This window comes from Streptomyces sp. Ru72 (assembly GCF_002920635.1).
Taxonomy (GTDB): Bacteria; Actinomycetota; Actinomycetes; order Streptomycetales; family Streptomycetaceae; genus Streptomyces.
This window is the reverse complement of the sequence record NZ_PQSR01000088.1, coordinates 1-25,821: the sequence shown is the minus strand read 5'-3', so window position 1 is coordinate 25,821 and position 25,821 is coordinate 1. Positions and strand designations below refer to the sequence as shown.

Annotated in this window: 21 protein-coding genes and 2 pseudogenes; 11 read left to right on the top strand and 12 right to left on the bottom strand. The window is 71.9% G+C overall.

What is annotated here, in order from left to right:
• Nucleotides 1-5: 5 nt before the first annotated feature.
• Nucleotides 6-239, bottom strand: a pseudogene (locus tag C3488_RS30195) (ABC transporter permease); the annotation flags it as partial.
• A gap of 304 nt (nucleotides 240-543) precedes the next feature.
• Here C3488_RS30195 and C3488_RS30190 point away from each other — a divergent pair.
• The gene (locus C3488_RS30190; RefSeq protein WP_103844061.1) at nucleotides 544-2,067 is read left to right on the top strand and encodes an ABC transporter substrate-binding protein; all 1,524 of its coding nucleotides are present in this window, start codon (nucleotides 544-546) and stop codon (nucleotides 2,065-2,067) included.
• Nucleotides 2,068-2,073: 6 nt separating this feature from the next.
• Nucleotides 2,074-3,843: an ABC transporter permease subunit gene (locus C3488_RS30185; protein ID WP_103844060.1), complete on the top strand. Its 1,770-nt coding sequence runs from the start codon at nucleotides 2,074-2,076 to the stop codon at nucleotides 3,841-3,843.
• Between the two features lie 282 nt (nucleotides 3,844-4,125).
• On the opposite strand, the gene C3488_RS30180 is transcribed toward C3488_RS30185, so the two are convergent.
• Nucleotides 4,126-5,079: an expansin EXLX1 family cellulose-binding protein gene (locus C3488_RS30180; protein WP_103844059.1), complete on the bottom strand. Its 954-nt coding sequence runs from the start codon at nucleotides 5,077-5,079 to the stop codon at nucleotides 4,126-4,128.
• Between the two features lie 391 nt (nucleotides 5,080-5,470).
• Here C3488_RS30180 and lanKC point away from each other — a divergent pair, with 391 nt between their 5' ends.
• The 4 genes from lanKC (at nucleotide 5,471) to C3488_RS30160 (ending at nucleotide 12,006) form a co-directional block, all read left to right on the top strand.
• Complete coding sequence (gene lanKC / locus C3488_RS30175; RefSeq protein ID WP_103844058.1) at nucleotides 5,471-8,044, top strand: class III lanthionine synthetase LanKC; 2,574 nt, start codon at nucleotides 5,471-5,473, stop codon at nucleotides 8,042-8,044.
• Between the two features lie 48 nt (nucleotides 8,045-8,092).
• Complete coding sequence (locus C3488_RS30170) at nucleotides 8,093-8,218, top strand: SapB/AmfS family lanthipeptide (RefSeq protein ID WP_103844057.1); 126 nt, start codon at nucleotides 8,093-8,095, stop codon at nucleotides 8,216-8,218.
• A gap of 132 nt (nucleotides 8,219-8,350) precedes the next feature.
• Nucleotides 8,351-10,039, top strand: coding sequence for an ABC transporter ATP-binding protein (locus C3488_RS30165; protein WP_103844056.1), 1,689 nt, complete (start codon nucleotides 8,351-8,353; stop codon nucleotides 10,037-10,039).
• Nucleotides 10,036-12,006 carry an ABC transporter ATP-binding protein gene (locus tag C3488_RS30160; protein ID WP_181139256.1) on the top strand — a complete coding sequence of 657 codons (1,971 nt, stop codon included), beginning with the start codon at nucleotides 10,036-10,038 and terminating at the stop codon, nucleotides 12,004-12,006. Before C3488_RS30165 ends, C3488_RS30160 begins: the two co-directional genes overlap by 4 nt.
• Here the strand turns inward: C3488_RS30160 and C3488_RS41980 are convergent.
• Nucleotides 11,932-12,177 (bottom strand): annotated as a pseudogene (locus C3488_RS41980) (LuxR C-terminal-related transcriptional regulator); the annotation flags it as partial. The gene C3488_RS30160 and the pseudogene C3488_RS41980 sit on opposite strands and share 75 nt — an antisense overlap.
• A 647-nt stretch (nucleotides 12,178-12,824) precedes the next feature.
• On the opposite strand from C3488_RS41980, the gene C3488_RS30150 reads away from it, so the two are divergent.
• Both C3488_RS30150 and C3488_RS30145 read left to right on the top strand, forming a co-directional pair.
• Nucleotides 12,825-15,317, top strand: a complete 2,493-nt coding sequence (locus C3488_RS30150; protein ID WP_103844054.1) for a DUF4132 domain-containing protein — start codon at nucleotides 12,825-12,827, stop codon at nucleotides 15,315-15,317.
• Nucleotides 15,317-15,709, top strand: coding sequence for a hypothetical protein (locus tag C3488_RS30145; RefSeq protein ID WP_103844053.1), 393 nt, complete (start codon nucleotides 15,317-15,319; stop codon nucleotides 15,707-15,709). Before C3488_RS30150 ends, C3488_RS30145 begins: the two co-directional genes overlap by 1 nt.
• A 99-nt stretch (nucleotides 15,710-15,808) precedes the next feature.
• Here C3488_RS30145 and C3488_RS30140 read toward each other — a convergent pair whose 3' ends face one another.
• The 5 genes from C3488_RS30140 to C3488_RS30120 all read right to left on the bottom strand — a co-directional run bounded on the left by C3488_RS30140 (nucleotide 15,809) and on the right by C3488_RS30120 (nucleotide 20,694).
• On the bottom strand, nucleotides 15,809-16,627 hold the full coding sequence (locus C3488_RS30140; protein ID WP_103844052.1) for an SAM-dependent methyltransferase: 819 nt from the start codon (nucleotides 16,625-16,627) through the stop codon (nucleotides 15,809-15,811).
• 378 nt (nucleotides 16,628-17,005) lie between these two features.
• The gene (gene msrA, locus C3488_RS30135) at nucleotides 17,006-17,518 is read right to left on the bottom strand and encodes a peptide-methionine (S)-S-oxide reductase MsrA (protein WP_103844051.1); all 513 of its coding nucleotides are present in this window, start codon (nucleotides 17,516-17,518) and stop codon (nucleotides 17,006-17,008) included.
• A gap of 237 nt (nucleotides 17,519-17,755) precedes the next feature.
• Entirely contained in the window at nucleotides 17,756-18,082 is a 327-nt protein-coding gene (locus C3488_RS30130) for a putative quinol monooxygenase (protein WP_103844050.1), read from the bottom strand.
• Nucleotides 18,083-18,113: 31 nt separating this feature from the next.
• A complete protein-coding gene (gene mgrA / locus C3488_RS30125; protein WP_103844049.1) occupies nucleotides 18,114-19,157 on the bottom strand; it encodes an L-glyceraldehyde 3-phosphate reductase in 1,044 nt (347 codons plus the stop codon).
• Between the two features lie 160 nt (nucleotides 19,158-19,317).
• Nucleotides 19,318-20,694 carry a carboxypeptidase regulatory-like domain-containing protein gene (locus C3488_RS30120; RefSeq protein WP_258053764.1) on the bottom strand — a complete coding sequence of 459 codons (1,377 nt, stop codon included), beginning with the start codon at nucleotides 20,692-20,694 and terminating at the stop codon, nucleotides 19,318-19,320.
• A gap of 227 nt (nucleotides 20,695-20,921) precedes the next feature.
• On the opposite strand from C3488_RS30120, the gene C3488_RS30115 reads away from it, so the two are divergent.
• The 3 genes from C3488_RS30115 (at nucleotide 20,922) to C3488_RS30105 (ending at nucleotide 22,476) form a co-directional block, all read left to right on the top strand.
• Complete coding sequence (locus C3488_RS30115) at nucleotides 20,922-21,491, top strand: TetR/AcrR family transcriptional regulator (protein WP_219822352.1); 570 nt, start codon at nucleotides 20,922-20,924, stop codon at nucleotides 21,489-21,491.
• A gap of 128 nt (nucleotides 21,492-21,619) precedes the next feature.
• The gene (locus C3488_RS30110; RefSeq protein ID WP_258053763.1) at nucleotides 21,620-22,255 is read left to right on the top strand and encodes a ParA family protein; all 636 of its coding nucleotides are present in this window, start codon (nucleotides 21,620-21,622) and stop codon (nucleotides 22,253-22,255) included.
• Nucleotides 22,252-22,476: a hypothetical protein gene (locus C3488_RS30105; protein WP_103844048.1), complete on the top strand. Its 225-nt coding sequence runs from the start codon at nucleotides 22,252-22,254 to the stop codon at nucleotides 22,474-22,476. Before C3488_RS30110 ends, C3488_RS30105 begins: the two co-directional genes overlap by 4 nt.
• 53 nt (nucleotides 22,477-22,529) lie before the next feature.
• Here the strand turns inward: C3488_RS30105 and C3488_RS30100 are convergent, their stop codons facing one another.
• The 4 genes from C3488_RS30100 to C3488_RS30085 form a co-directional block, all read right to left on the bottom strand.
• Nucleotides 22,530-23,282, bottom strand: coding sequence for a FadR/GntR family transcriptional regulator (locus C3488_RS30100; protein WP_103844047.1), 753 nt, complete (start codon nucleotides 23,280-23,282; stop codon nucleotides 22,530-22,532).
• 5 nt (nucleotides 23,283-23,287) lie between these two features.
• Nucleotides 23,288-24,343, bottom strand: coding sequence for a D-erythronate dehydrogenase (gene denD, locus C3488_RS30095; protein ID WP_103844046.1), 1,056 nt, complete (start codon nucleotides 24,341-24,343; stop codon nucleotides 23,288-23,290).
• Nucleotides 24,340-25,152 (bottom strand): 2-oxo-tetronate isomerase, encoded by an 813-nt coding sequence (gene otnI / locus C3488_RS30090; protein ID WP_103844045.1) that lies wholly within the window; start codon nucleotides 25,150-25,152, stop codon nucleotides 24,340-24,342. Before otnI ends, denD begins: the two co-directional genes overlap by 4 nt.
• Nucleotides 25,153-25,188: 36 nt before the next feature.
• Nucleotides 25,189-25,821: MFS transporter (locus tag C3488_RS30085; RefSeq protein ID WP_146067951.1), on the bottom strand; the 633-nt coding region annotated here is incomplete at its 5' end.

The window sequence follows — 25,821 nt, the reverse complement described above, 5'->3', positions numbered from 1 at the left end:
GTCCGTCAGGGGGTGTCTGGGGGAGAGATGGCAAGCGCGGGGGCGTCCGTCGCCCCGGACGCGGACAGTTCGGCCCGTCCGGCCCGACCGGGCCCCCTGACCCTGGGCCGGTGCTCGGCGAGCAGCAGGCCCCACTCGGGGAAGGGCGGTTGGGCGCCCAGGCCGAGGAAGCCGAGGGCGGACGGACGGAGGGCGATGCCGGGCAGTCGGAACAGGGCGTGACGGGTCACCGGCGGCAACCCTAATGCAGAGGAGATTCACCTGCACATCATATGCAAGAAGCGGGTCGCCGCCCCTTGGTGGGTCGGAGATCGCCGGCCGACTCCGTGACATGACGACGGCGTCGTCGGAGGGCGGCGTGATCGGACGGAGGCTGCCACGGCGTTCCGAAACCCCGAACATGCCGGGGAGTCAAGGATTCGTTCACACCCGGGTATCGAGGTAACTAAGGGAAGCCTTGCCTTATATGATGACCCGGTCCCCTTCTCCCCACCTGGTGTGGCCGGGGGCAGGACCGCCTTCTCCCCGCACGACAGGATCCCCATGCGTACGACCTTCCGTGGCTTCTTCGCGGCCCTCGCTCTCACCCCGCTGCTGGCCGGCTGTTTCGTGTCCGGCGAGGGGAGCGCGGGTACGGATGCCCAAGGCGGTTCGGCGGGTCGGCTGAGGATCGCTCTCGCGGTACCTCCGGTGCAGGCCCTGTCGCCGTACAGCAACGACGCCACCGTGCTGAGCAAGCTGTCCGTGGCCGAGGGCCTGACGGCGCTGGACCGGGACGGGGCCGCCGTGCCCGCGCTGGCCAAGTCCTGGAAGCAGCAGAACGACACCACTTGGACCTTCGAGCTGCGCAAGGCCACCTTCCAGGACGGCACCCGGGTCACCGCCGAATCCGTGGTCGACGCGCTCGACCACGCGGGCGCGGCCGAACCCAAGCCCCGCGTCCTCAGCGACGTGTCCCTGACGGCGAAGGCGGAGGACGCCGACACCGTCACCATCAGCACCAAGGCCGCCGACCCGGTGCTCCCGCTGCGGCTGGCCAGCCCGGCGCTGAGCATCCTCTCGCCGAAGGCGTACGGCAAGGACGGCACGGCCAACCCGGTCGGCACCGGAACCGGTCCGTTCGAGATCACGAAGCTCACCGGCAAGACCGGCGCCACGCTCGACCGCTTCGACGGCTACTGGGGCGGCAAGGCCAAGGCGCCCGGCATCGACGTGACCTGGATCGCCGACGGCACCGCGCGGGCCAACGCCCTGCGTGCCGGTGACGTCGACATCGCCGAGTGGATCCCCACGGCCCAGGCGAAGCTCCTGCCCAAGGACACGCGCCACGTAGTGCCCTCCGTGCGGACCGACAGCCTGATCCTCAACACCCGAAGCGGCATTTTCACCGACGCCACGCTGCGGGCTGCGGCCCGCGAGGCCGTGGACGGTTCCGCCCTCGTCGACTCGGTCTTCGGCGGGTACGCCGACCCCGCACAGGGCCTGTTCGGGCCCGCCGTGTCCTGGGCCGCCGACAAGCGGGTGAAGGTCACCGGCCGCGCCCAGGCCGCCACGGCCGCACAGGTCAGGGCGAAGACCAAGGGGAGGACCCTGCGCCTGGCCACCTACACCAACCGCGCGGAACTGCCCGAGGCCGCCACCGTCCTGGAGCAGCAGATGGAGAAGGCCGGGTTCGCCGTGAAGCAGGACGTACGGGAGTACACGCAGATGGAGGCCGACCTGCTCGCCGGCAAGTACGACGCCGTCATCCTCTCCCGGGTGACCCTCCTCGACACCGGCGACGCGGTCGCCTACCTCGCGAGCGACTTCGCGAGCGACGGCGTCTACAACATCGCCGGTCTGAAGGACTCCAAGGTGGACCAGGCGATCAAGTCGGCCGCCGAGGAAGGCGACACGGCCAAGCGACAGCAGGACATCATGTCGGCCGAGGCGGACATCCTGCGCACCGACGCCGTCGTACCGCTGGTCCACGAGAAGGTCGTCCAGGGCGTCTCCCCAAAGGTCGAGGGTGTGCTCCTCGACCCTCGCGAGCGTTCCCTGGTCGACGTCGACACCCGCCTGAAGTAGCTGCCGATGAGCATCACGCCGGTCAGTGCCGACGCCCGCCCGGCCCAGTGGCGCGCGGGCCTCGGCCGTCTCGCCGCCGGGGCCGTACTGCTGACGGCCGTGGCCCTGTTGCCCTGGCTGTCCGGGAACGACCCCGCGCTGACGGTCCTGCGGGCCCGCTCCGGCGACCAGGACCCCACTCCCGCGCAATTGGCCGCCGTACGACACCAACTCGGCCTGGACCAGGGACCGTTCATCCACTTCGCGCAGTGGCTTGAGGGGCTGCCGCAGGGTGACGCGGGCACCTCCTGGGTGTCGGGCGAAGCGGTCCTGCCCCAGGTGACGGGCGCCTTCGCCGTGTCCTTCACGCTGATGCTCGGCGCGCTCGTGGTCACCGTGGCTGTCGCCGCGCTGATCAGTGCCCGCACCCTGCATCTCGGATCCCGGCGTCGGCTGCACCTGGCGAGAGGGGCCACCGGGGCCGCCGTCCTCGCCGCGCCGCCCAAGTTCCTGCTCGCCTCACTGCTCGCCACCGTGTGCGGGGTGTGGCTGGGCTGGTTCCCCTCCAGTGGGTGGGAGGGACCCGCCTCGATGGTGCTGCCCTCACTGGCCCTCGGTGTGCCGTCCGGGGCGATGATCGGTGGTCTGCTCGACCAGGCACTGCCCGCCGCCTTCCAGGAGCCGTGGACCCGGACCTGGTACGCCTGCGGGTTCGCACCCCGCCGCATCGCACGGTACGCGCTGCGCCGCGCGCTGGCCGGTGTGCTCCCGCAACTCCTGCCGACCGTCGTGGCGCTGGTCGGCGGTGCCGTCGCGGTGGAGAAGATCTTCAACATTCCAGGGCTCGGCCGCCTCGCCCTGGACGCCGCCATGGCTCAGGACCTCCCGCCCCTGCAGACCGCGACACTCGTCCTGGTCCTGCTCGGCATCACCGCCGGCCTACTGATCCAGGCCCTGCGTCGAGCTCTGCTCGGTCCGGCCCTGCGGGACCGAGCCCTGCCCGCCCTGCACGCGCCGGCCATCCCGCGACCGCGCTCCAGCCGCTGGGTCGCCGCAGCCAGTGCCGCCGCGCTGCTCACCCTGGTCGTCGCCGGACTGCTGCGAGATCCTCTGCACGTGGACACGGCAGCCCGGCTGCTTCCGCCCTCGGCCGCTCACCCGTTGGGTACGGATGCGCTCGGCCGAGACCTGCTGGCCCGGCTGGGCCACGGGGCGCTGCGGACGGTCGGCGTGGCACTCGCGGTGACGGCGGTCTGCACGGTCACCGGGCTGTCGCTCGGCATGGCGGCACAGGTGGGCGCGGGCCTGACGGAGGCGGTGTCGACACTGCCTGCGGTTCTTGCCGGCCTGCTGACGACCGCGGTGACCGGCCCGTCGGTGTGGGGTGCCGCGTTTGCGGTCTGCCTGGTCGGCTGGACCCCCTACGCCGCTCAGGCCGCGGCCCTGCTCGAACAGGAACGGGCCTGCGGCCACATGCTCGCCTCCCTCTCCTTCGGCGCAGGCCGGGGGTATCTGTTCCGTCGTCATCTGCTCCCCGCCGTACTGCCCGCCGTGCTCCGCAACGCCCTCCTGCGCCTGCCCACCACGGTCCTCGTGCTGGCCTCACTCGGCTTCCTGGGGCTGGGTGACCAGCCGCCCACCGCGGAGTGGGGCCGCCTTCTGTCGGAGAACCAGCCTTACGTGGAACTGGCGCCCTGGACCGTCCTCGGCCCGGCATGCGCCCTGGTCCTGCTCTCGGTTCTCGCCGTGTCCGGAACGGCCTCCTCCGCACTGCGCACGCCCCGCCCCCGCGCATGAACGCGGACGTCATCGCCACAGCCACAGTGGCGCGGCTCAGCCGCGGTGGGGCTCCCGCTGCGGTGGCCCGTCCCGGCCGCGGCACCGGGCGGGCGCGTGCCCGTCAGGCGGAACCACCCGCCCGGACGCCGGGGCCGAAGCACCGAGCCGGCGGTGACGGGACGTCGGCGCGGGGAGCCTTCCCCTGAATGATCAGGGGAAGGCCCCGGGCCCGCACCGACGCACCGACGACTGCGCGAGCCTGCTGGTGCCCATCCGCGGACGCGGGCGGGGGCGACGGGATCAGTGCCGGGCGAACTGGACCTGGGTCGGCTGCACGACGTTCGGCCGCAGCGCGATCCCGTTGACGGTCAGCTGTTCCCCGTAGATGTCCGTGAGTCTGATCGCGCCGCCGCACCCGCTGCCGTCGGCGGAGATGAAGTAGTTGTAGTCGGTGCGGGGCAGTTGCCGCCAGCCGCCTGCGGTGCGCACCTCCAGCCGCGCGACCGGATTCCGGTGGCCGATCGCCTGGATGCCGCACCAGTAGGGGCTGGAGCCGGTCTTGTACCTGATGGAAATGGTGCCCGACGTGCTGGGGCTCACCAGGCTCCAGGTGATCGGTATGCGGCCGGCCTTCAGGGGGGAGAGTGCGGCGAAGGCCTGTTGGCTGAGGTCGAGTTGCCCCGGCGCGCAGGGCAGGGGGCATTCATTGGTGATCCGCACCGTGACGGAGGCGCCGTTCGCCGCGCGGACGAGCACGTACGCGCCGCACGCCCTGGCCGTCTCGTAGTCGGTGGTGTTCATCGCCGCGATCATGAGGTTGTCACTCGGGCCGAACAGGCAGGCGCCGTCCCCGTCCCCCGCCTCATAGGCGGTGGCGACTCCTCGGTAGGTGGTCCCGGGCTGGATCCGTCCTGCCGGCGGTGCGGCGGTGGACGCCGTTCTCGGGGGCCGCGTGGTGTGGGTGGACGACGGTCGTGCTGCCGTGGCGGTCGCGGAAGCCGTCGGGGTCGGGGTGCCGGTCGCGGTCGGGGTGGTCGACGCGCTCCGGGTGCCCGCCCCGGTCGGGGTGGCGGCGCCCACTGGCGTGCCGGCGCCGGGTGCGGCTGCCGTTGACGCCGCATCGTCCTTGCGGTCGGGGAGCAACGCCAGGACCAGGGAGGCGAGAACGCCTGCGGCGGTCAGCGCCACCGCGGTGCCCACCATGAGCCTGCGTCTGTGCCTGCGCTGCCGCGCCGCCTGCCTCGCTGTCTTCATTGTCTGTCCGTTCGGAGGATCGAGTCGATGGTGCACTGCTCAGTGACCGCAGGAAGCGAAAAGGTTGCCGCCGATTTCCCGGCACGGAGGCCGAGTGGGAGCAGTGGACCGCGTCCGCCCTGCGCCCGCACGGCCGGCCGGACGTGCGGGAGGCCGGCGGCTCCCGTCATACCCCTCACGTGATGCGCTGTGCACATCGACGTGTTTCGGCATCTGAGCAGCCGGCGGCACCATCACCCGGCGCCCGGCCGTCGCGAGCGCGGACAGGCCTCCCCGGTAATGCCCCCAACCATGCATTTGGCAGTGCCAGTTCATGACAAAGGTGACTGTCGGGCTTCTGCCGCCGCGTGACACTCTCGCTTCCGTCGGGCACGCCGGACGAAGGGGTGGCATGGACAAGCGGTACGAGGTGTTCTGTCTCGCCGACCGGCACTTCTACGAGACCCCCGAGCGGCTGGCCGCTGTCCGCGAGCAAGCCGGGCCGCAGGAGTTCGAGCCGGCCCTGCGCCCGGCCCCCCAGGGCTGGCGACGCAGCCGCAAGGGGGACTGGCTGCACCTGAGGCCGTCCGGAGACCACGGGCCCGCCCAGGGATGGAAGATCCACGTCTCGGCGTGTCTCGACAACGCCGAGAAGACCGGCGCCAAGCTGTGGGACTACTGCGTGCCGCGCGGCATCCCGTTCAAGTTCGTGCCCGGTGCCCGCGAACTGTTCCTGCGCAACTCCAAGTACGCCGATCGCGGCGGCAGCGGGAAGTTCGCCACCGTCTACCCGCGCGACGAGGAACAGCTGCACACCGTTCTGCGCGAACTGGACGAGGTGCTGGCCGGCGAGCCCGGCCCTTACATCCTCACCGACCTGCGCTGGAACGACGGCCCCCTGTACGTGCGCTACGGCGCCTTCGCGCCACGCTACTGCGCCGACGCCACCGGTGCGCTGGTGCCGGCCATCGAGGACGGCCGGGGCCGGCTGATACCGGATCGCCGCGACCCGGTGTTCCAGGTGCCGTCGTGGGTGCGGCTGCCGGCCTTCCTCGAACCCCAACTCGCCGCGCGCGCCGCCACGAACGTCGCCGACCTGCCCTACCGCATCGAGCGGGCGCTGCACTTCTCCAACGGCGGCGGCGTCTACGCCGGCACCGACACCCGCACCGGCGAGCAAGTGGTCCTCAAGGAGGCCCGGCCGTACGCCGGACTCGCGGCGGACGGCGCCGACGCGGTGACCCGTCTCGAACGCGAGAAGACGGCCCTGGAGCGGCTGGACGGCCTGGACGTCGTGCCCACGATGCGCGACTGGCTCGACATCGGCGGCCATCGGTTCCTGGTGATGGACTTCCTGCCCGGCCGCACCCTCAACGCGTTCTTCGCCGAACGGCACCCGCTGATCGTCTCGCGTCCCGACCCGGGGGCCGTGGCCGACTACACCCGCTGGGCGCTGCGGTTGCACCGGGCGGTCGAGGAGGCCGTCGCCGCCGTGCACGGGCGCGGCGTGGTCATCGGCGATCTGCACATGTTCAACATCATGGTCGCGCCGGACGAGAAGTCGGTGGCCCTGCTGGACTTCGAGGCCGCGGCCCCGGATGAGGACGGCGCTCGCCAGACCGTGGCGCACCCCGGTTTCGTCGCACCGCCCGACCGCACCGGCTTCGCCATCGACCGGTACGCCCTGGCATGCCTGCGGCTGGCGCTGTTCCTTCCGCTGACGACGCTGCTGGCCATCGACCGCGGCAAGGCCGCCCACCTCGCCGCGCTGGTCGAGAGCCACTTCCCGGACGTGCCCCGCCAGTGGCTCGCCGAGGCCGTCGCGGAGATCGAGGGCGGTGCGCCCGCCGCGGCACCGCCCGCGGACCTCCCGCAGGTGGCCGACTGGCCGCGCAGCCGGGACGCGATGGTCGCCGCCCTCCTCGCCTCCGCCACCCCCGAACGCGACGACCGGCTGTTCCCGGGCGACATCGCCCAGTTCGGCGACGGCGGAGGGCTCGGCATCGCGCACGGCGCGGCCGGCGTCCTGTACGCCCTCGCCGTCACCGGCGCCGACCGGTACCGGGAAGGCGAACAGTGGCTGCTGCGGCACGCCGCCGACCCGCCGCGCGGCACCCCGCTCGGCCTGTACGACGGGCTGCTCGGCGCCGCGTACGTGCTGGACACGCTCGGCCACACCGACGCCGCGCTCGAGATCACCGACCGGGTGCTGAGCGAGAAGTGGGACCGCCTCGGCATCGGTCTGCACGGCGGGCTGGCCGGCGCCGGTCTCGTCCTGGACCATCTGGCACGGCACGACGCGGCACTGCACCAGCGCGCCGACGACGTGGTGCGGCTGACCGCCCGTCGGCTGACCGCCGCGCCGCCGGACCGCACGGGCCTGCTGCACGGCGCCACCGGAGCGGCCCTGCTGTTCATCCGGCGCCACGAACGCACCGGTGACCCGGCGCTGCTGGAGGCCGCCGCCACCGCGCTCCGCACCGACCTGGCGCGCTGCGTGCAGCGGCCGGACGGCACCCTCGTCGTCGACGACCGCACCCGCACCCTGCCGTACACCGGCGCGGGCAGCGTCGGCATCGCCATGGTGCTCGACGACTACCTCGCGCACCGCGACGATCCCGAGTTCGAGACCGCCCGGGCCGCCATCCTGCCGGCCGCCTGCTCCCGCTTCTACGCGCAGCCCGGTCTGTTCCGCGGCCGGGCCGGCATGGTCCTGCACCTGGCGCGCACCACCACGCCCGGCGAGCGCCCGGTCGCCGAACTCCCCGTCCAGCTCGCCGCCCTCGACTGGTACGCCATGCGCCACGGCAGCGGGCTGGCGTTCCCCGGCGACCAGATGATGCGGCTCTCCCACGACCTGGCCACCGGCACGGCGGGCTGTCTGCTCGCCGCCGGCGCGGCCCTCCATCCGGAGCCCGTCGGGCTCCCCTTCCTCCCGCCGCCGCGGCCGCGGGACCACGAGCCGGCTCCGGACCCGGAGTCGTGACCAACCCATCCCCGTCCCCGCGAGGACACGGAAGGAAAGGAAACGATCATGTCGCTTCTCGACCTGCAGACGATGGAGACCCCGGAGCCGCAGGAGGACGAACTGCACGGCGGTGGCAGCGAGATCAGCCTGACGCTGTGCAACAGCGCCGCCAGCGTCACGCTCTGTCTCTGACGCGCCGACGGCCCTGACGGGCCGGCGCTGAAACGTCCCGGGCGGCCTGGAGCCGCCCGGGACACACTCTTTGCTCCCCCTGTGGTCCCACGACTTCGGCAGGCTTCGGCCGACTCGGGCAGGAAGGAACGCATGACGAAGACCAGTGGGCAGTCCGCCATGCGATACAGCGCCTTGCCGGCCGCCGCACTGTGCGCCGTCACCGTCTGCGGTTCGGCCGCCGCGCTGATCCTGCCCGCCGCACTCGGCCGCACGCTCGACCTGCTGCTCGCCCAGCAAGACCGTTCGGCCACGGCCCGCTGGACGCTGCTGTGCGGCTGCCTGCTGGCCGCCGTCGCCCTCTGCGACGCACTGCAGACCTGGCTGACCGGCACCACGGACGCCCGAACCACCGCCTGGCTGCGCCGCCGGCTGATCCGCCGCGTCCTCGCCGCCGGCCCCGCCACCGCCGAACGGTTCGGCGTCGGCGACGTGGTGGCCCGCTGCACCGGCAACGCGGCAGCCGCCGGCACCGCGCCCGCCTCGGTCGCCGCTCTGCTCGCCGCGCTCGCCACTCCGATCGGCGCCGTAGTCGCCCTGGGCCTGACCGACCCGTGGCTGATGGGTGTCTACCTGCTCGGGGCACCGCTGCTCATCGCGCTGCTGCGCGCCTTCACCCGGGCGGGCACCGACTGTCTCGCCCGCTACCAGCAGGCCCAGGCAGCGATCGCCGGACCGCTCGCGGAAGCAGTCGGCGGCGCCCGCACCATCGCCGCCGCCGGGACGCAGGCCCGCGAAAGCGCCCGCATCCTGCGCGCCCTGCCCGAACTGAGTCGCCACGGCCACCGCATGTGGCACATTCAGGGCCGGGCCACCGCACAGGCGTCCGCGCTCGTCCCGCTGCTGCAGACCGTGGTGGTCGCAGTGGGCGGCCTGCGGCTGGCCGGAGGCCGGCTCAGCGTCGGCGACCTGCTCGCCGCCTCCCGCTACGCCGTGCTCGCCGCCGGCATCGGCGTGATCGTCAGCCGGCTGGACGCCCTGGTCCGGGCCCGGACCGCCGCAGCCCGTACCGACGCCCTGCTCGATCTGCCCTCCCTCGCCTACGGCAGCCGCCGACTGCCGGCAGGTCCGGGCCGACTGGAGCTGCGCGGTGTGAGCGTGGCGCGCGGCGGTGGAACGGTACTGCGCGAGCTGGACCTGGTGGTCCCGGGCGGCACTTCGCTCGCCGTGGTGGGGCGCTCGGGATCCGGCAAGTCCCTGCTCGCGGCGGTGGCCGGCCGACTGGCCGATCCGGACCGCGGCGTGGTCACCCTCGACGGCGTCCCGCTGGACGAACTCGACCGGGCCGCGCTGCGCGCCGGGATCGGCTACGCCTTCGAACGGCCCGCGCTGTTCGGCGAGACGATCGCCGACGCCATCGGCTACGCCGCCCCCGAAGCCGACCTGAACCGCGTCACCGCGGCGGCCCGGGCGGCCTGCGCGGACGGCTTCGTGAAACTCCTGCCCCACGGCTACCGCACACCCCTGACCGACGCCCCGCTGTCCGGCGGCGAGGCGCAACGCCTCGGCCTGGCGCGCGCCTTCGCCCACGCGGGCAGGCTGCTCATCCTGGACGACGCGACCTCCAGCCTCGACACCGTCACCGAACGACACGTCACCGGAGCCCTGATGCACCACACCGGCGACCGCACCCGCCTGGTCATCGCACACCGTGCGGCCACCGCCGCCCGGGCCGACACCGTCGCCTGGCTCGACGGCGGCCGCATCAGGGCACTCGCGCCGCACCGCGAGCTGTGGCGGCTGCCGGAGTACCGGGCGGCCTTCGCCGAGGAGGACGGATGAGGCCCCGTACCCGCCTCCGGACGGCTCTTGGAAGGCGTACCGGCGCGGGGCGGGCCACCCGCACACGGCCCTTCTCAGCCGAGCAGCGCCTCGCCGGAGCGGGCAGCCCCCGCCACCCCCTGGTACGGCAAGGGCTGCGGTTCCTGCGACGGCGGCCCGCAGTGCTGGTGGCGCTGGCGTTGTGGTCGCTTCTGGAGACAGGGCAGACCTTCCTCGGCGGCTATGCGATGGCCCGGGCCGTGGACGCGGGTTTCCTGGCCGGGCGGCCGGGCGTCGGTATGGGCTGGCTGGCCGTGGGCGCGGCCGGCATCCTGCTCGGCGCCGTCGGCACCGGGCGCTCCTACGCGGGCGTCGCCGCGCTCACCGAGCCGCTGCGCGACGCGCTGGTACGACGGGTGGTGCACGGTGCCCTCGGCAGGCCGGCCTCCGGCGCCGTCGCACGGCTCACCCAGCAGGTCGAGATCGCCCGGGAGAGCTTCGCCGGACTGGTGATGGTGGCCCGGTCGTTCGTCTTCACCGCCGCTGGGGCGCTGGCGGGTCTGGTGTCCCTGTCGCCGGCGCTGTTGCCCGTGGTCGGGGTGCCGCTGGTGGCGGGGCTCGCGGTGTTCGCGGTATCACTGCGGCCCATGGCGACCCGGCAGCGCGCGTTCCTCGCCGCGGGCGAGGAGTTGGCCGACGAGCTGCACGCCACCGCCGCCGGGCTGCGCGACGTGGTCGCCTGCGGCGCGGAGGACCGGGCCGGGCAACGGGCGGCGGAGCGGATCGCCGCCGAATACCGGGCCGCTCGAGCGCTCGCGCGGTGGGGCACGCTGCGGATCGCCGCCCTGGCGGTCGGCAGTCGGCTGCCCGTGGTGCTCCTGCTGGTCACGGCGCCCTGGCTGTCGGACCGCGGCGTGACCGCCGGTGACCTGGTCGGCGCGTTGACCTACCTGACACAGTCGCTCTCCCCGGCGTTGCAGGCGCTGGTGCACGGCTTCGCCGGCGCGGGCACCCGGTTGACCGTCGTCATCGACCGCCTGACCGCAGCCCCCGATCCCGCACCACCGCCGTCACCCGGACAGCCGGAGGCGCGCGTGGCCGGGCGGGCACCTGCGGTGGAGCTGCGGGGGGTGACGTTCGCCTACGGGGCGGGCGCCCGCCCCGTGGTGGACGGCCTCGACCTGACCGTGGCGGCCGGCGAGTGGCTGGCCGTGGTGGGGCCGAGCGGGGTCGGCAAGTCCACGCTCGCCGGACTGGTGGCCGGGACGCTGGCGCCGCACGCCGGGCAGGTGCGGGTGCACGGCGTGGTGGTGGCCGGAAACGAACCGGCCCGGCACGCCGCACTGCGGGTACTCATCCCCCAGGAGGCCTATGTCTTCACCGGGACACTGCGCGACAACCTCGGCTATCTGCGCCCGTCCGCCGCACCCGCCACCGACACCGAACTGCGGGCGGCGGCAGAGGCATTGGGGATGGCCGAGCTGGTGGCCCGGTCGGGCGGCTGGGACCGTGAGCTGGATCCGGCAACGCTGTCCGCCGGGGAGCGGCAGTTGATCGCCCTCGCCCGAGCCTGGCTCAGCCCCGCCCCGGTCGCCCTGCTGGACGAGGCGACCTGCCACCTGGACCCGGCGGCCGAGGCGCGCGTCGAGCGCGCCTTCGCCGCCAGGACGGGCGGCACCCTGGTGGTGGTCGCGCACCGCATCAGCTCCGCACGCCGGGCCGGGCGGGTGCTCGTTCTGGACGGCGCGCAGGCGCTTGACGGCACCCACGCGGAACTGCTGCGTCGCTCAGCCCTCTACCGGGACCTGGTCGGTGCGTGGGACGACGGTTCACAGCCACCCGGCACCATGGGAGATCCGGATGGCGTCGACCCGGTTGCGGCCCCCGGTCTTGCGGGTGATGGCGGCCATGTAGTTGCGCACGGTGCCGTTGCACAGGTGCAGGCTGCGCGCGATCTCCGAGACGGACGCGCCCTCGGCGGCCAGTGACAGCACACTGAGCTCCCGCGGGGTGAGCGGTATCTCGGAGGCCCGCAGGAAGTCGTGGCCGAGCGAACTGTCGACGAAACGTTCCCCCTTGGCGACCCGCCGGATGGCCCCGAGCAGCGCGTCCGGCGCGGCGTCCTTGTTGACGAAGCCCAGCGGGCGAGCCCGCCACATCCTGCGCAGCAGGCCAGGTCTGCCGGGGCTGGCCAGCACCAGCAGGCCAGGACCGCGCGAGCCGTCGGACAGCGCGGCCAGGCCGGCCAGCTCGGCCGACTCCGGCCCATGCGCTGCCCCCGGGGCGACGGGCGTGTCCACGTCCACCACACACACCTGTGGCCCGAGTGAGCGGGCCTCCGACACCGCGTCCCCCCAACTGGACGTGGCGACTTCCAACCCACTGTCCTGCCCCAACAGCGCCGCCAGCGCCGACCGCAGCAGGCGGTTCTCATGGACCAGAAGCACTCTGATCACAAGCCCTCCCCAAGTCGCCCCGTTCAACGGGTGCTTCACGACCACGATCACCCGTACCCGGTGAGTAACAGGGCATGGGGGTGGAAACCAGTCAAGCGGCGGTCATGGGGTGCCTGCCGTGCCGCGGGTGGTCCGCACGGCGCGCTCACCGCCCTGGATCGCGCTCCTACCCGACGTGCTCGGCACATGTGCGGGGACGTCGGTTGCCACCCCGGCCCTGACGCGACTCGCCCTCCCGGTTGCGCCGTGCGTGGAACCGGCCGGTGGCCGCGGGCAGTTGGTACCGTGATCCAGCGTCGTGAGATCCGCAGGGCGATCGTGTTGTCAGTCCCCCCTGCCATCATCCCGCCATGCTCTACGACGCCTTGGTGGCAGAATCCCGTAGGAACGACTCGCTCGACGACGTGAGGTCCGCCGCGCTCGACCGCGTCCGCTGGCTGGTCGATCTCCTGGAACGTCAGCGCACCGAGTTCCATCGGTCCATGGGGCCCGAGTACCGGCGATTCGAGGCGGAGGCCGCGGAGACCCGGGCCGAGATCGACGGGAGGCTCACGGCCTGCACGGACGAGGACGGCAGGGCCGCGGTCCTGTGCCTCATGCTGGCCGCCGGCTTCGACGACACGCTGTGGCAGTACGGCCCCGAGACCAGGCGCCTGATCGATCGGGTGCGTGGCTGGACGCCCGACGAGGTCGCGGTGATGCTGCTCCGCGCCACCGAGTACGACATGGGCTTCTGGTTCGCCGATGCGCTGGCGTGGGTCCTGAACGCCGCCGACCAGCTCGACGCCGACGGCCGCCGTGCGGTCACGCCCTGGTTGCGGCACGCGCACACAAAGCTCATGGCCGTCACCGTCGAGGCGCGCCTGCGCGCATCGCTCGCCGAGCGCCTGCGCGAGCTGCTCGCGAGCGTCGACGAGGCGCACATACCCGAGGGACTGATCCCCGCGGACGCTCCCTGGGCCGCCCCGCTCAGGAACCGCGCGCAGACCTCGCCGACGCCGGAACTCGCCCGCTTCGTACGCCACTTGGCGAGCCTGTCGGGCCCGCGCCCCGCCCAGAGGTGGCGGCGGACGTGCCTCGGACTCGCGGACGCCGCGTCGGCGCGGGACCTCGTGACCGACGTCCTGCGGGCGCTGGCCGAGGACGATCCGCTGTGCAGCAGGGGAAGCGGTGCGCACGCCGGCTGGATCGGCGACGGTTACCACTACCACTACGTCGTCCGCCAGAACGACGGTGACCTGGCCCGCGGCGTCGTCTGGGCGGCCGCGCTGACCGCGGGCCCGGCCGCGGTGCGACACCTCGGCGCGCTCGCGCTGCGGACCGGCGGGGCCGGAACCGGCGTGATCGAGGACCTCAAGCTCGCGGGAGCGGCGATCAACGCGCTGGCCGAGACCGGCGATCCGGCCTCGCTGGAGACCCTGTGGCGGCTGCGGTCCCGGATCAAGCACCGCGCTCTGCGCAAGCAGCTCGAGACCGCGCTGGTGACGGCGGCCGGGAAGCAGGGCATCACGGCGGAGCAACTCGTCGAGCGCAGCGTGCCGGACCACGGCCTGGCGCCGGACGGCTCGCTGGAGCGGGATCTGGGCGGACATCGGGTGAGGCTGACGATCGAGGACGCGGCGACCGTGCGGCTGACGTTCACTCGCCCCGACGGGGGCACGTCCCGCACGGCACCGAAGGCGGTGAAGGACGGCTTCCCGGACGAGCTCCAGGAGTCGAAGGCCCTGGCCAAGGAGGTGCGGGGGACACTGTCGGGGGAGCGGACCCGCGTCGAGGCGCTGATGTCGGCCGGGCGCGAGTGGCCGTACGACGAGTGGTGCCGCCACTACCGCGACCATCCGGTCACCGGGACCCTCGTCCGCGGCCTGATCTGGGAGTTCCAGGACGCGGACGGCGAGTGGCGTGCGGTGGCACCGATGGCCGAGCCGCCCGGTGAGCCAGAGCGCGTCCGGTTGTGGCATCCGATCCGGGCGTCGACGGACGACGTCAGGGCGTGGCGGGAGCGGCTCGTCGCCGGGCGGCTGCGACAGCCGTTCAAACAGGCCTTCCGGGAGATCTACCTGCTCACCCCCGCGGAGGAGGAGACCGGCGTCTACTCCAACCGGTTCGCCGCCCACATCGTCCACTACCGGCAGCTCTACGCGCTGTTCAAGGAGCGCGGCTGGCAGGCGAACTTCCTCGGCCGCCACGACGGCGGCTACGAGGGGCGGGCGCGGGCCGAGTTCGGCGACGGCGAGTGGCGGGCCTGCTTCCACCACGAGCCCGCCGAGGACGATTTCCGCGACTACGCGCCCCGGTACGCCGCGACCGACCAGGTCCGCTTCGAACGGCGGGACGGCCGACGCTGGCGGGAGGTTCCGCTCGCCGACGTGCCCCCGGTGGTGTTCAGCGAGGCGATGCGCGATGTGGACCTCTTCGTCGGCGTGACCTCGATCGCCGCCGATCCCGACTGGACCGACCGGGGCGAGGACCGCTACGGCGCGTACTGGCGCACGGCCACCTTCGGCGCGCTGACGGCGAGCGCGCAGGTCCGCCGCGAGGCGCTGGAGCGGATCCTGCCGCGCCTGAAGATCGCTGACCGGTGCTCGCTCGACGGCCGCTTCCTGGTGGTCCGCGGCGATCTGCGCACGTACAAGATCCACCTCGGCTCGGCCAACATCCTGATGGAACCGGACGACAGTTACCTGTGCATCGTCCCCGCGCGGCGCTCGGCGGGCGGCAAGGTGTTCCTGCCGTTCGAGGACGAACGGCTCTCCCTGATCCTCAGCAAGGCGTTGCTGCTCGCGGCCGACACCCGGATCACCGACGAAACCATCCTCACGCAGATCAAGCGAGGTGCCTGATGGCCACCGTGACGTTCCGGGACGAGACCGCGACGGGCAAGCGGGTCACCGAGTGGGAGGTCGCCGGGCTGCCGGAACGGATGACCGTACGGGAGTTGATCAGGCTCCGGGTCCGTGAGGAGGTCGCCCGACACAACACCCGCCCGAGCCACCGTTTCAACGGCCTGGTCCGCCCCGACGACGCCGAGACGGAGCTGAACGGCTACCGACTCCGCGAACCCCGCCGCATCGACTGGGAGCGCCAGGCCGAGATCGCCGAGCGGGCCTTCCTGGCCAACGGGTTCTTCGTGCTCGTCGCCGATCGCCAGGTCGAGGACCTCGACGAAGCGGTGGATCTCACCGCCGACCCCGACCTGGTCTTCATCAAGCTCGTCGCCCTCGTCGGCGGCTGAGGGACCGGACCTTGGTAAGCCACTGCCCTTCCCCCAGGGGCGTCCGCCTGGGACCGACGACGCGGGCACAGGGCGGTGACACGATCACCCTGACAAGTACTAGGGCTTCCGGGCCAGCCCGGCGGCGATGAGGCGCTCCCAGACGGTGAGCTCCCGTTCGCCGCTGCTGTTCCACGGGCTGTCGACCACCTCCGGACGCCACCGGGACGCGGGGACGATCCCGGGGTCGAGGATCTCCAGGCCGTCCAGCAGGGATTCGATCTCCTCGTCGGTGCGCCACCGGCCGCGGCCGAAAGTCCGCTGGAGGACTGCCTCGGCCTCCGCTGTCTCCGGATTGTTGCCGGAACGGAAGTGGCTGACGAAGAAGTAGCTCCCGGAGGGCACGTGGTCGCGCCAGTAACGGACGATCCCAGCCGGGTCCTCCTCGTCGTTGACGTGGTGAAGGATGGCGCTGAACATGACGGCGACGGGGCGGTCGAAGTCGATCAATTCCTGCGTGTCCGGGTGGGTACGGACGTCTTCGGGGTTGCGCACGTCGGCCGCGACGAACCGGGTCCGTTCGTTCTCCTCCAACAGCGCACGGCCGTGGACCAGCACTTGGGGATCGGTGTCCACGTACACGACCCGGGACTCCGGAGCGTGCCGTTGCGCGACCTGGTGGACGTTGTCGGCGGTCGGAAGACCACTGCCCAGGTCGATGAACTGCCGTACGCCGGTGGTCGTCGCGATCTCCGCGACCGCCCGGGTCAGGGCTGCGCGGTTGGCGAAGGCGATTGCCACCGAACCGGGAAGGTCACGTTTGAACACGTCGCCGATCTCCCGGTCCACGGCGTAGTTGTCCTTGCCGCCGAGCAGGTAGTCGTAGACGCGGGCGATGCTGGGCTTGGTGGGGTCGATGGAGGAGCCTTCATCCGTCATGCCGAGAATCCTCCCCTGCGGCGCCGCCTGCTGACCATCACTTTGGAATCCTTGGACGGGCGTTCCGCGCGCAGTCCGGCGAGCGGTGACGGGGGAGCACCACTGGCCGCACACCACGCCGGGATGGGTGACGGCGGTGGGCGAGGCGGCGACCGCCGCCGGGTGGTGGCGGTGCCCTGCGCCGCGGCCGGGCCGGCGAAGCCGGCCGCGGCGCAGGGCAGGGCGGCGGCAGCGGCGAGGGTTCTCCGTCCGTCCGGCCCGGTCGAGTGACCGCACGTCCATCGGCGGCCGGTCACGTACCGCGGAGGGCGACGACGTGGTTCACCGGTGCGGTCGGACGCCGACCCGGATCGTGGCCTGTGCCGGTGGCGGAGTGGTTCAGCGCTCCTTGCGGGCGGGCAGCCGCCATCCCGGGCGAGGGAAGTGGCAGGTGTAGCCGTCGGGGTAGCGCTCCAGGTAGTCCTGGTGCTCGGGCTCGGCCTCCCAGAAGGGACCGACCGGCTCGACCTCGGTGACGACCTTGCCCGGCCACAGTCCGGAGGCGTCCACGTCCGCGATGGTGTCCTCGGCGATCCGCTTCTGCTCGTCATCCACGTAGTAGATCGCCGAGCGGTAGCTGAGACCGATGTCGTTGCCCTGGCGGTTCTTGGTGCTCGGGTCGTGGATCTGGAAGAAGAACTCCAGGATCGTGCGGTAGTCGGTCTTCTCGGGGTCGAAAAGGATCTCGATGGCCTCCGCGTGGGTCCCGTGGTTGCGGTATGTCGCGTTCGGCACGTCGCCCCCGGTGTAGCCGACCCGGGTCGCCGTCACGCCCGGGAGGCGGCGGATGAGGTCCTGCATCCCCCAGAAACACCCGCCCGCCAATACGGCCCTCTGCGTCTGCGCTGCCATGTCGGCCCCTTCGCTCTCTGTCGCCTCGGTCGCTCGCACCGTTCGGCTCGCACACCGTCGGCGTTTCCTCTGCCTACGTCAGCGCGCGAGGGCCCCCGACAATTCCGCGCCCGCCGAACCGGCCCTCCGGCCGCCGTGCGCGCGGCTTGTCAGCGGGCCCCTGTTGCCGTGCGCGCCTGCCGGCGCCCCCAGCGCCGGCGGGCGCGCGGCAGAACCTTCGTGCCCCATGGCTCGAGATCAGTCCCCGACGGCCATCTCCCCGAGCAAGGACCAGTCGTCCTGATCCAGTTCCGTGTTGACGATCCGGGGTGTGGCCGCCAGGTACGGCGGCAGCGTTCGCTGCGCCGCCTCGAAGTGGGCGGACCGGACGTGTGCGGCGCCGGCGTCGGCGTCGCGGAAGGCCTCGACCAGTACGTACTCGGCCGGGTCGGCCAGGCTGCGTGACCAGTCGAACCAGAGGCAGCCGGGTTCGCTGCGGGTGGCCTCGGTGAATTCCCGGACGATCTCCGGCCACTGCTCCGCGTGCTCCGGCTTGACCCGGAACTTTGCCGTAATGAAGATCATTTCGATGCTCTCCGTAGGACCGGTGACGGGGTCAGCCGAGGTTGCCGAGGCGGGCCTCCCGCCACAGGTCGACGCCGCCGTCGGTGGCGTACTTGTCGATCTCGGCCAGTTCCTCGGTGGTGAAGTCGAGGTTGTCCAGGGCGGCGACGTTCTGTTCCAGCTGTTCGGTGCGCGACGCGCCGATGACGAGGGAGGTGACGCGCTCGTCGCGCAGGGCCCAGGCGAGGGCCATCTGGGCCAGGGTCTGCCCGCGACGGGCCGCGATGTCGTTGAGGGCGCGCAGCCGGTGCAGCATGTCGTCCGACAGCCACGTCGTGTCGAACGACGTGCCCTGCGCGGCCCTCGAGTCACCGGGAATGCCGTTCAGGTACCGGCCGGTCAGGAGTCCCTGGGCGAGGGCCGTGAATCCGATGACGCCGAAGCCCTCCTCCTGGGCGGTGTCGAGCAGTCCGTCGGTCTCGATCCAGCGGTTGAGCATGCTGTACGACGGCTGGTGGATGAGGAGCGGGGTGCCCAGGTCCCGGAGGATGGCGGCCGCCGCACGGGTCCGTTCGGCGTCGTAGGAGGAGATGCCGACGTAGAGCGCCTTGCCCTGACGGACGGCGGTGTCGAGCGCGCCCATCGTCTCCTCGAGCGGTGTGGTGGCGTCGAGCCGGTGGGAGTAGAAGATGTCGACGTACTCCAGGCCCATGCGTCGCAGCGACTGGTCGAGCGAGGCGAGCACGTACTTGCGGGAGCCGCCGCCCTGGCCGTAGGGGCCGGGCCACATGTCCCAGCCGGCCTTGGTGGAGATCACCAGTTCGTCCCGGTACGGCGCGAGATCCTCCCGCATCAGACGCCCGAAGTTGATCTCCGCGGAGCCGTAGGGCGGGCCGTAGTTGTTCGCGAGGTCGTGGTGGGTGATCCCGAGGTCGAAGGCGCGCAGCGCGATCTCGCGCTGGGCCTCGAACGGCCGGTTGTCGCCGAAGTTGTGCCAGTAGCCCAGGGACAGGACGGGAAGGTCGAGCCCTGAGCGGCCGGTACGCCGGTAGCGCATGGTGCCGTTGTAGCGCTCAGGATCCGCGACGTGGTTCATCGGCGATCTCCGGGTGGTGCGGTGAAGGACGCCCCGGTCGGGTTCGAGGGGGCGCCCCCAACGGTGCTCCTGCGCGACTCCGAAGTCCAATAACGCCATTTCATCGGATTCAGCAGCTTTGCTTCTGAATGGGATCCGGCACCCGCACTCCGATTTCCTGTCAGCGGCGTGGAGCGGCCGCGAGAGGTGACACCCCGCTGCGCCGGTCGTGCAGGGTGAAGTCGGACCGGACGGCCACACCGGACTGCAGCAGCTTCTGGCGGACCACTGGATTTCGGCCGGGGTAGGAGACCACGACGCTGATGAATCCCTCGGGCAGGCCGGTCACGGCGTACTCGCCCCGCGCGTTCGTCGCGGTCCGCACCAACTGCCGGCCCCCGGCGTCCATGACGGTCACCGCGGCATGGCGGAGGGGCTGCTGCTCGCCGTCGTGGACGGTGCCCTCCAGCATCGGCAGCGGCTCGCCGAAGTGGTGGGGGTGGACCGGGAGCGCGGTAGGCGTGGGCGCCTCCACGGACGGGTCCTCCACCGGCGGCTCCGGAACGTCCTCCTGCTCCGGCCCCCGTCGTACGGCCATGCGGTGGTGCCGCCACGCGTCCAGGCCCAGCAGCGCCATCCCCGCCGTGATCCACGCGCTCAGCACGAGGACCGGCTTGAGCACCCCCGCACCGTGGAAGTACAGGACCCCCTTGAGGGCGTCCACCGCGTTGCCCAACGGCATGACGGCGTGCAGGCACTGGTAGAACCTCGGCAGCAGCTGGACGGGGGCCACGCCGCTGGAGGGAACGCTCAGCACGATGTACAGACCCAGGCCCACCAGAGGGAAGAACTGCTTGGTGAAAGGCGCCACGCCGAGGGAGAACGTGGCCACCGCCGTGGTGAGCAGGAAGGCGATCGCCAGGGCCGAGGGGTCGTCGGGGAAGAAGCCCAGCCCTGCGCCGACGAAGAAGCCGACGACGCTGAAGAGGGCGGCCACGCCCGCGATCGTCATGAGCTTCTTGCGACGGTTGAACGTCACCGCCCGCAACAGGGTCGTCGCGAGGATGTAGCCGGGGACGTTCCAGGCGATGGCGAAGTAGACCAGGGTCGTGCCGAGCTCGTCCTTGCTCACGGTGGGCGCCACGTCCGTGACCGTGAGCCTTTGGTGGTCGTGGGCCGCAAGCTGGGCGAATCCCTTGGTCAGCACCTGCTCGAGGGCGGCACCGTCGGCCTTGGCCACATACAGCACGGCGTGTCCGCCCCTGGCGGCGTAGCCCGCCACGGCGGCCCGGTCCAGTACCGCCTGGCGGGCTTCCCGGGCGTCTGCCACAGCGCTGACCTGGAACCCACCGGGATGCTGCCGCTGCAGAGCGGTGTCGACCTTGCGTTCCACTGCGAGGTCGGCGATCACGATCTTCGCGTGGTTCGGCCGAGGCTCGTGAAAGGCCATGGGGAAGCAGAACAGCAGGCCGAGGAAGAGCAGCACGGGGATCGTCAGTGCCTCCGCCAGAGTTCTGGCCAGGTGTGTGCCCCGAGGGCGCTCGATCCGGTGTTTCACGGAACCACCCTTGTAGGCGCCGGCTCCGTGTCCTCATTGGAGGCAGACCGTGGCGTCATGTCTCCGACCTCGCCTCCCGCGATCGGCGCTCGCCGTCGAACCGGCTTCACGGCGCCCCTCTCCGTTCCCGGCGCGAGGCCGTCGCCGTCGCGCCATCCCATTAATGTACCGATCGGCACATCCATGCTGGGTGGACCATACGTGTACCGGCCGGTACAGTCAAAGTCGTGCCTCGCCCCGTCAACGTCGAGAAGCGTGCAGAGCTGCTGAAGCACGTCGTGCACCACCTCCAGCACCACGGCGTCGCGCAGATGTCGCTGAGCCCGCTCGCCGAGTCGATCGGCACCACCAAGCGCATGCTTCTGTACTACTTCGGCAGCCGCGAGAACCTGTTGGCCCAGGCACTGGCCGCCAGCCGTCCCGACGCCCACGCGATGTTCGACGGCGTCCGCGACACCGCGGGACTGCACAAGGCGGCCCTCGACCTGTGGAAGGCGATGACCGTCGGAGAGCAGTCCGGGCCGGTCCGCATGCTGCTGCAGTTGCTCAGCCTGGCCGCCACCGACCCCGAGCAGTACGGCGACATCGCGGCCGAGACCGTCGAGGTCATGATCGGCCCCATCGCCGCCGCGTACGTCCGGCTGGGCCACCCGCCACAGCAGGCGCGGGCAGGGGCCACGCTGCTCGTCTCCGGCCTGCGCGGGTTGTGCCAGGACCGCCTGGTGACCCATGACGTCGCCCGTACCGACGCGGCCGCTCGCCGCCTCATCAGGGACGCGGTCGAGGCGGCTGACTGAGCCGCACGGGGCCTTGCGGCTTCCGTACTGGCCCATACGAGTGATTCACCGGCGCCGCAGGGTGAACGGTTGGCCTGGACGCCCCGAGCCGACGGCCGAAGGCGGCTCGCGACCATACGTTGGCTCCTGTGTCGCTGAGCTACGCCTTTGTGAACCTGAAGCCCGGAGTGGGAAAGACGACGAGCGCGGTCTGGTTGGCGCACGCACTTCACGAGTCGGGAATCCCACCGCTGCTGGTCGACAGTGACGCCGCCTCCTCCGCGCTGCGCTGGAGCGAATTGGCAGGTGGCTTCCCGTTTCCGGTGGTCGCTCTTCCGGTGGGCGACGTGCACCGGCGTGTGAACGACTTCCTCGGCGACCGGAAGGCCGTCGTGTTCGACGCCCCGCAACTGGAGGACCACGCGCCCATCACCCGGAGCATCATGAGGTACGCGAGCGAGTGGATCCTGCCGGTGACGCCGGCTCCCATCGAGCTGGACCGCATGGCGCCCATCGGCGGCGAGATGGGCGACGTACAGTCCTTGCGCGCCCGGCCGGCCCGGGCCTCCGTTCTGCTGAACCGAACCAATCGTGCCGAAGCCACGCGCACCGGTCCCGACGCCGACGCCCGCGAGGCTCTCACCGAGCGGGGATTCGAGGTGTTGTCCACCCACATTCCGCGGCTCGACCTGTATGCCCAGTCCTTCGGCAGCCCGGTCGACGTCAAGGGCTCGGCGTACATGGACCTCGCGGACGAACTCATCAAGCGACAGGACAAGGCATGAACCAGCGCAAGGACGCCTACCGAGCCGCACTGCGGCGCGGACCGGACACCGCCGCACCGCGCCCCGTCAAGGTCACTCGGCTGCACACCCGATACCTGCGGGTGACCATCGAGCTCGACGCCGGCCTGCCGGGCGACCTCGTGCGATGGGCAGGGTCACCGGTGTCCGCAGTGGTCCGGGTCGGCGCCGCCGCCCTGCGCCCCCTGAGAAACGCCCCCTGAGCAGGGTGGCGCAGGCGCGCGTGCCCCGAGCGGCGATCAAGGCCGCCGCCCCGTCACGGAGCGGCGTCGAGATCCACGGCGAGGTCCTGCGCCTCGGTCCAGAACCTGTCGTCCGCGTCCTGGAGCCGAGAGGCGGCGTGCTTCAGGTGGCGGCGCGCGGCGGCACGTGCCGCCTCGGCGTCACCTGCCTCGATGGCGGCGAAGATGGCGTGGTGCTCCTCCCGGACCGCTTCGATGAAGTCGCCCCGCCGCGCCTCGTTCGCGCGGGTGACGCGGATGCCGCTGCGCAGTACCTCGCCCAGGTACCGGACCGTCGAGACCATCACGGCGTTCCCGGTCGACTCGGCGATGGACGTGTGGAAGGCGAGATCCTCGTCCACACCGTCACCTCCGGCCGCCACGGCCGCGTCGATCGCCTCGAGGGCCTGACGTATCCGGGCGAGGTCGTCGGGCGCGGCACGGGCGGCCGCGAGATACGCCGCCTCACCCTCGATCGGGCGACGCACCTCCACGATCTGCAGCACCTTGGACCTGGTCTGGGAGGCATCGGCTTCCAGGTCGAGCGGTCGGGTGCGCCGGGGCAGGACGAACACGCCGAGACCTTGGCGCGCTTCGACCAGGCCCGCGTTGCGAAGCCTGGAGACGGCCTCGCGCACCACCGTGCGGCTGACGCCCAGCTGCTTGACCAGCTGCACCTCGGTCGGCAGCTTGTCGCCCACGGCCAGCCGCCCGGACTCGATCTCCTCCGACAGCACCGCGGCGACCTGGTCCGCGAGCCGCACGGGACCGTTCACCTTGGAAAACATGGTTTTCAGTCTATCGGCACCGCCCTGTCCGCCCCGGCCGTGAGGGGGGCGACGTCGACCTGCACCGCGTCGGTGTGTTCTTCGACGTAGTCCCGTACCACCGACTCGAAGCTCGGGTCGGGTTCCAGCCCGAGGCCGGCGGCGCGCGCGTTGTCGAAGACAGCGGGCCAGGAGCCCACGATGGCCTCGATGCCAGGATCGGGCTCGACCGTCACCAGGTCGGCTACGGTGTCGCCGGCCACCCGCCGCAGCGTTGCCAGCATCTCGGCGACCGAAACCGTGAGCGCGGGAAGGTTCACCGGCACGCCGCCGTCGAGGCGGCCCGGCCCGACGCCTCGCTCGACCTCCGCGACGCGGAGGATGCCCTCGACCGTGCGCCGGGGCGAGGCCAGGGCCACCCGCAGTCCGGGATGCACCGGGCAGATGGCCGCAAGGCCCGCGAGCGGCTCGCGGATGATGCCGGACAGGAAACCGGAAGCGGCCGCGTTGGGCCTGCCCGGCCGTACGGAGACGGTCATGAGCCGGGCGACGCGTCCGTCGACGAAGCCGCGGCGGGTGTAGTCCGCGATCAGCTCCTCGCAGACGAGCTTCTGCGTCCCGTAACTCGACCGCGGCGTGGGCAGGGTCGACTCGCTGACCACCGGCGGCAGCGGCAGCATCGGGTCGGAACCGTAGACGGCGACGCTGCTGGAGAAGACCACCCGCGGCGCCGGGCCGCCGGCCGCCGACTGTGCCCGGGCGGCTTCGAGCAGCGCGCGGGTCGTGTCCAGGTTGGCGCTCATGCCGAGGTCGAAGTCGGCCTCGCATGCGGCCGAGACCGCGGCGGCGAGGTGGATCAGCACATCCACCGGCTCACCGAAGACCTCGTCGAGGCGGTCCACCAGGTCGCCCTTCACGACGTCCACGAGCGGGTCCGCGGGCGCCGTGGATTCCGGCGGCACGATCCGGTCGACGAGCACCAGTCGGTCGATCGGTGCACCACAGAACGTGCGCGTCCGCAGCAGTGCGGCCGCCACCTGCTGTCCGAGGAAGCCGAAGCCACCCGTGACGACGATCCTCATGCGTTGTTCCTTCGGTCGCTTCGGTAGCCGTCGAGCCAGCGCAGACCCTCGCTCGTGCCGGCGCGGGGGATGTACTCGCAGCCGATCCAGCCGTCGAAGCCCAGCTCGTCGACGACGTCGAACAGGTGGTGGACGTTGAGTTCGCCCAGGTCGGGTTCGTGGCGGTCGGGGACGCCCGCGATCTGCAGATGACCGACCCGGCCGGTCGGCACGTCGCGGCGCAGGGTCACGGTGAGGTCGCCCTCGACGATCTGGCAGTGGTAGAGGTCGAGTTGCACCTTGAGGTTCGAGGCTCCCACATCTTGCACGACGGCGTGCGCCTCGGCCTGGGTGGTCAGGAAGTACCCGGGCATGTCGCGGCCGTTGATGGGCTCGATCAGGAGGTCGACGCCCGCCGAGGCGGCCCGTTCCGCGGCCCAGGCGAGGTTGGCCAGGTAGGTGTCACGGTGCCTGGCTCGCTCGCCCGGCGCCGCGTCCGGCCGGACCAGCCCGGCCATCACGTGCACCCGCGGGCTGCCGAGCTCCACGGCGTACTCCAGCGCCCGGTCGATTCCGGAGCGCAGCTCCGCCTCGCGTCCGGGCAGCGCCGCCATCCCGCGCTCCCCGGACTCCCACGCGCCGGGAGGCGCGTTGAAGAGCGCCTGACGCAGACCGTGGTCGTCGAGCCTGCGGCGCAGTTCGGTCGCGTCGTACGCATAGGGGAAGAGGTACTCGACGGCCTCGAAGCCGTCGGCCGACGCTGCGGCGAAGCGGCCGAGGAAGTCGTGTTCGGTGTACATCATGGACAGGTTCGCTGCGAACCTCGGCATTCTGGCTCCTGCTGTTCGGGCGGAGTGCGGCCCGGGTCAGTGGTTGACGACGTGCTTCTTGGTGGTGAGCACCGCTGCGGCGCCGACGACGAGGCTGAGCGCCAGGACGTACATCGGGATCGAGGCCGAGCCGGTGGCGTCCTTGATCGCGCCGATCATGTAGGGGCTGACGAAGCCGGCGAGATTGCCCACAGAGTTGATCACGGCGAGGCCGGCTGCCGCGGCGGTGCCGCCCAGGAACGCGGTGGGGAGCGACCAGAACAGCGGCGCGCAGGTCAGCACCCCGGCCGCGGCGCAGGACAGCGCGACGAGGGACAGCGCGGTCGACCCGGTCCAGCCGGCGGCCAGCGAGAAGCCGACGGCGCCCATGAGCGAGGGGAGAACCAGGTGCCAGCGGCGCTCGCGGCGCCGGTCCGCCGAACGCCCGAACAGGTTCATGGCGACCAGTGCGGTCACGAACGGCACGGCGCTGAGCACACCGATCTCGAAGTTCCCCTTGATGCCGGTGGACTGGACGAACGTCGGCATCCAGAAGGTCAGGGCGTACTGGCCCAGCACGAAGCAGAAGTAGATGAGGCACATCAGCCATACCTTGGGCTCGCGGAAGGCGGACCCGAGCCGGCTGTGCACCGTGTGCTGCGCGACGTCGTCGGCGAGCGCCCGCTCGAT

What these genes read in the sequence shown, in the direction of transcription:
- otnI (WP_103844045.1), bottom strand. Translation starts at nt 25,152, where the DNA reads ATGCCGAGGTTCGCAGCGAACCTGTCCATGATGTACACCGAACACGAC.
- C3488_RS30150 (WP_103844054.1), top strand. Translation starts at nt 12,825, where the DNA reads ATGCTCTACGACGCCTTGGTGGCAGAATCCCGTAGGAACGACTCGCTC.
- C3488_RS30105 (WP_103844048.1), top strand. Translation starts at nt 22,252, where the DNA reads ATGAACCAGCGCAAGGACGCCTACCGAGCCGCACTGCGGCGCGGACCG.
- C3488_RS30130 (WP_103844050.1), bottom strand. Translation starts at nt 18,082, where the DNA reads ATGATCTTCATTACGGCAAAGTTCCGGGTCAAGCCGGAGCACGCGGAG.
- msrA (WP_103844051.1), bottom strand. Translation starts at nt 17,518, where the DNA reads ATGGCAGCGCAGACGCAGAGGGCCGTATTGGCGGGCGGGTGTTTCTGG.
- lanKC (WP_103844058.1), top strand. Translation starts at nt 5,471, where the DNA reads ATGGACAAGCGGTACGAGGTGTTCTGTCTCGCCGACCGGCACTTCTAC.
- C3488_RS30180 (WP_103844059.1), bottom strand. Translation starts at nt 5,079, where the DNA reads ATGAAGACAGCGAGGCAGGCGGCGCGGCAGCGCAGGCACAGACGCAGG.
- C3488_RS30140 (WP_103844052.1), bottom strand. Translation starts at nt 16,627, where the DNA reads ATGACGGATGAAGGCTCCTCCATCGACCCCACCAAGCCCAGCATCGCC.
- mgrA (WP_103844049.1), bottom strand. Translation starts at nt 19,157, where the DNA reads ATGAACCACGTCGCGGATCCTGAGCGCTACAACGGCACCATGCGCTAC.
- C3488_RS30190 (WP_103844061.1), top strand. Translation starts at nt 544, where the DNA reads ATGCGTACGACCTTCCGTGGCTTCTTCGCGGCCCTCGCTCTCACCCCG.
- C3488_RS30100 (WP_103844047.1), bottom strand. Translation starts at nt 23,282, where the DNA reads ATGTTTTCCAAGGTGAACGGTCCCGTGCGGCTCGCGGACCAGGTCGCC.
- C3488_RS30145 (WP_103844053.1), top strand. Translation starts at nt 15,317, where the DNA reads ATGGCCACCGTGACGTTCCGGGACGAGACCGCGACGGGCAAGCGGGTC.
- denD (WP_103844046.1), bottom strand. Translation starts at nt 24,343, where the DNA reads ATGAGGATCGTCGTCACGGGTGGCTTCGGCTTCCTCGGACAGCAGGTG.
- C3488_RS30185 (WP_103844060.1), top strand. Translation starts at nt 2,074, where the DNA reads ATGAGCATCACGCCGGTCAGTGCCGACGCCCGCCCGGCCCAGTGGCGC.
- C3488_RS30170 (WP_103844057.1), top strand. Translation starts at nt 8,093, where the DNA reads ATGTCGCTTCTCGACCTGCAGACGATGGAGACCCCGGAGCCGCAGGAG.
- C3488_RS30165 (WP_103844056.1), top strand. Translation starts at nt 8,351, where the DNA reads ATGACGAAGACCAGTGGGCAGTCCGCCATGCGATACAGCGCCTTGCCG.
- C3488_RS30160 (WP_181139256.1), top strand. Translation starts at nt 10,036, where the DNA reads ATGAGGCCCCGTACCCGCCTCCGGACGGCTCTTGGAAGGCGTACCGGC.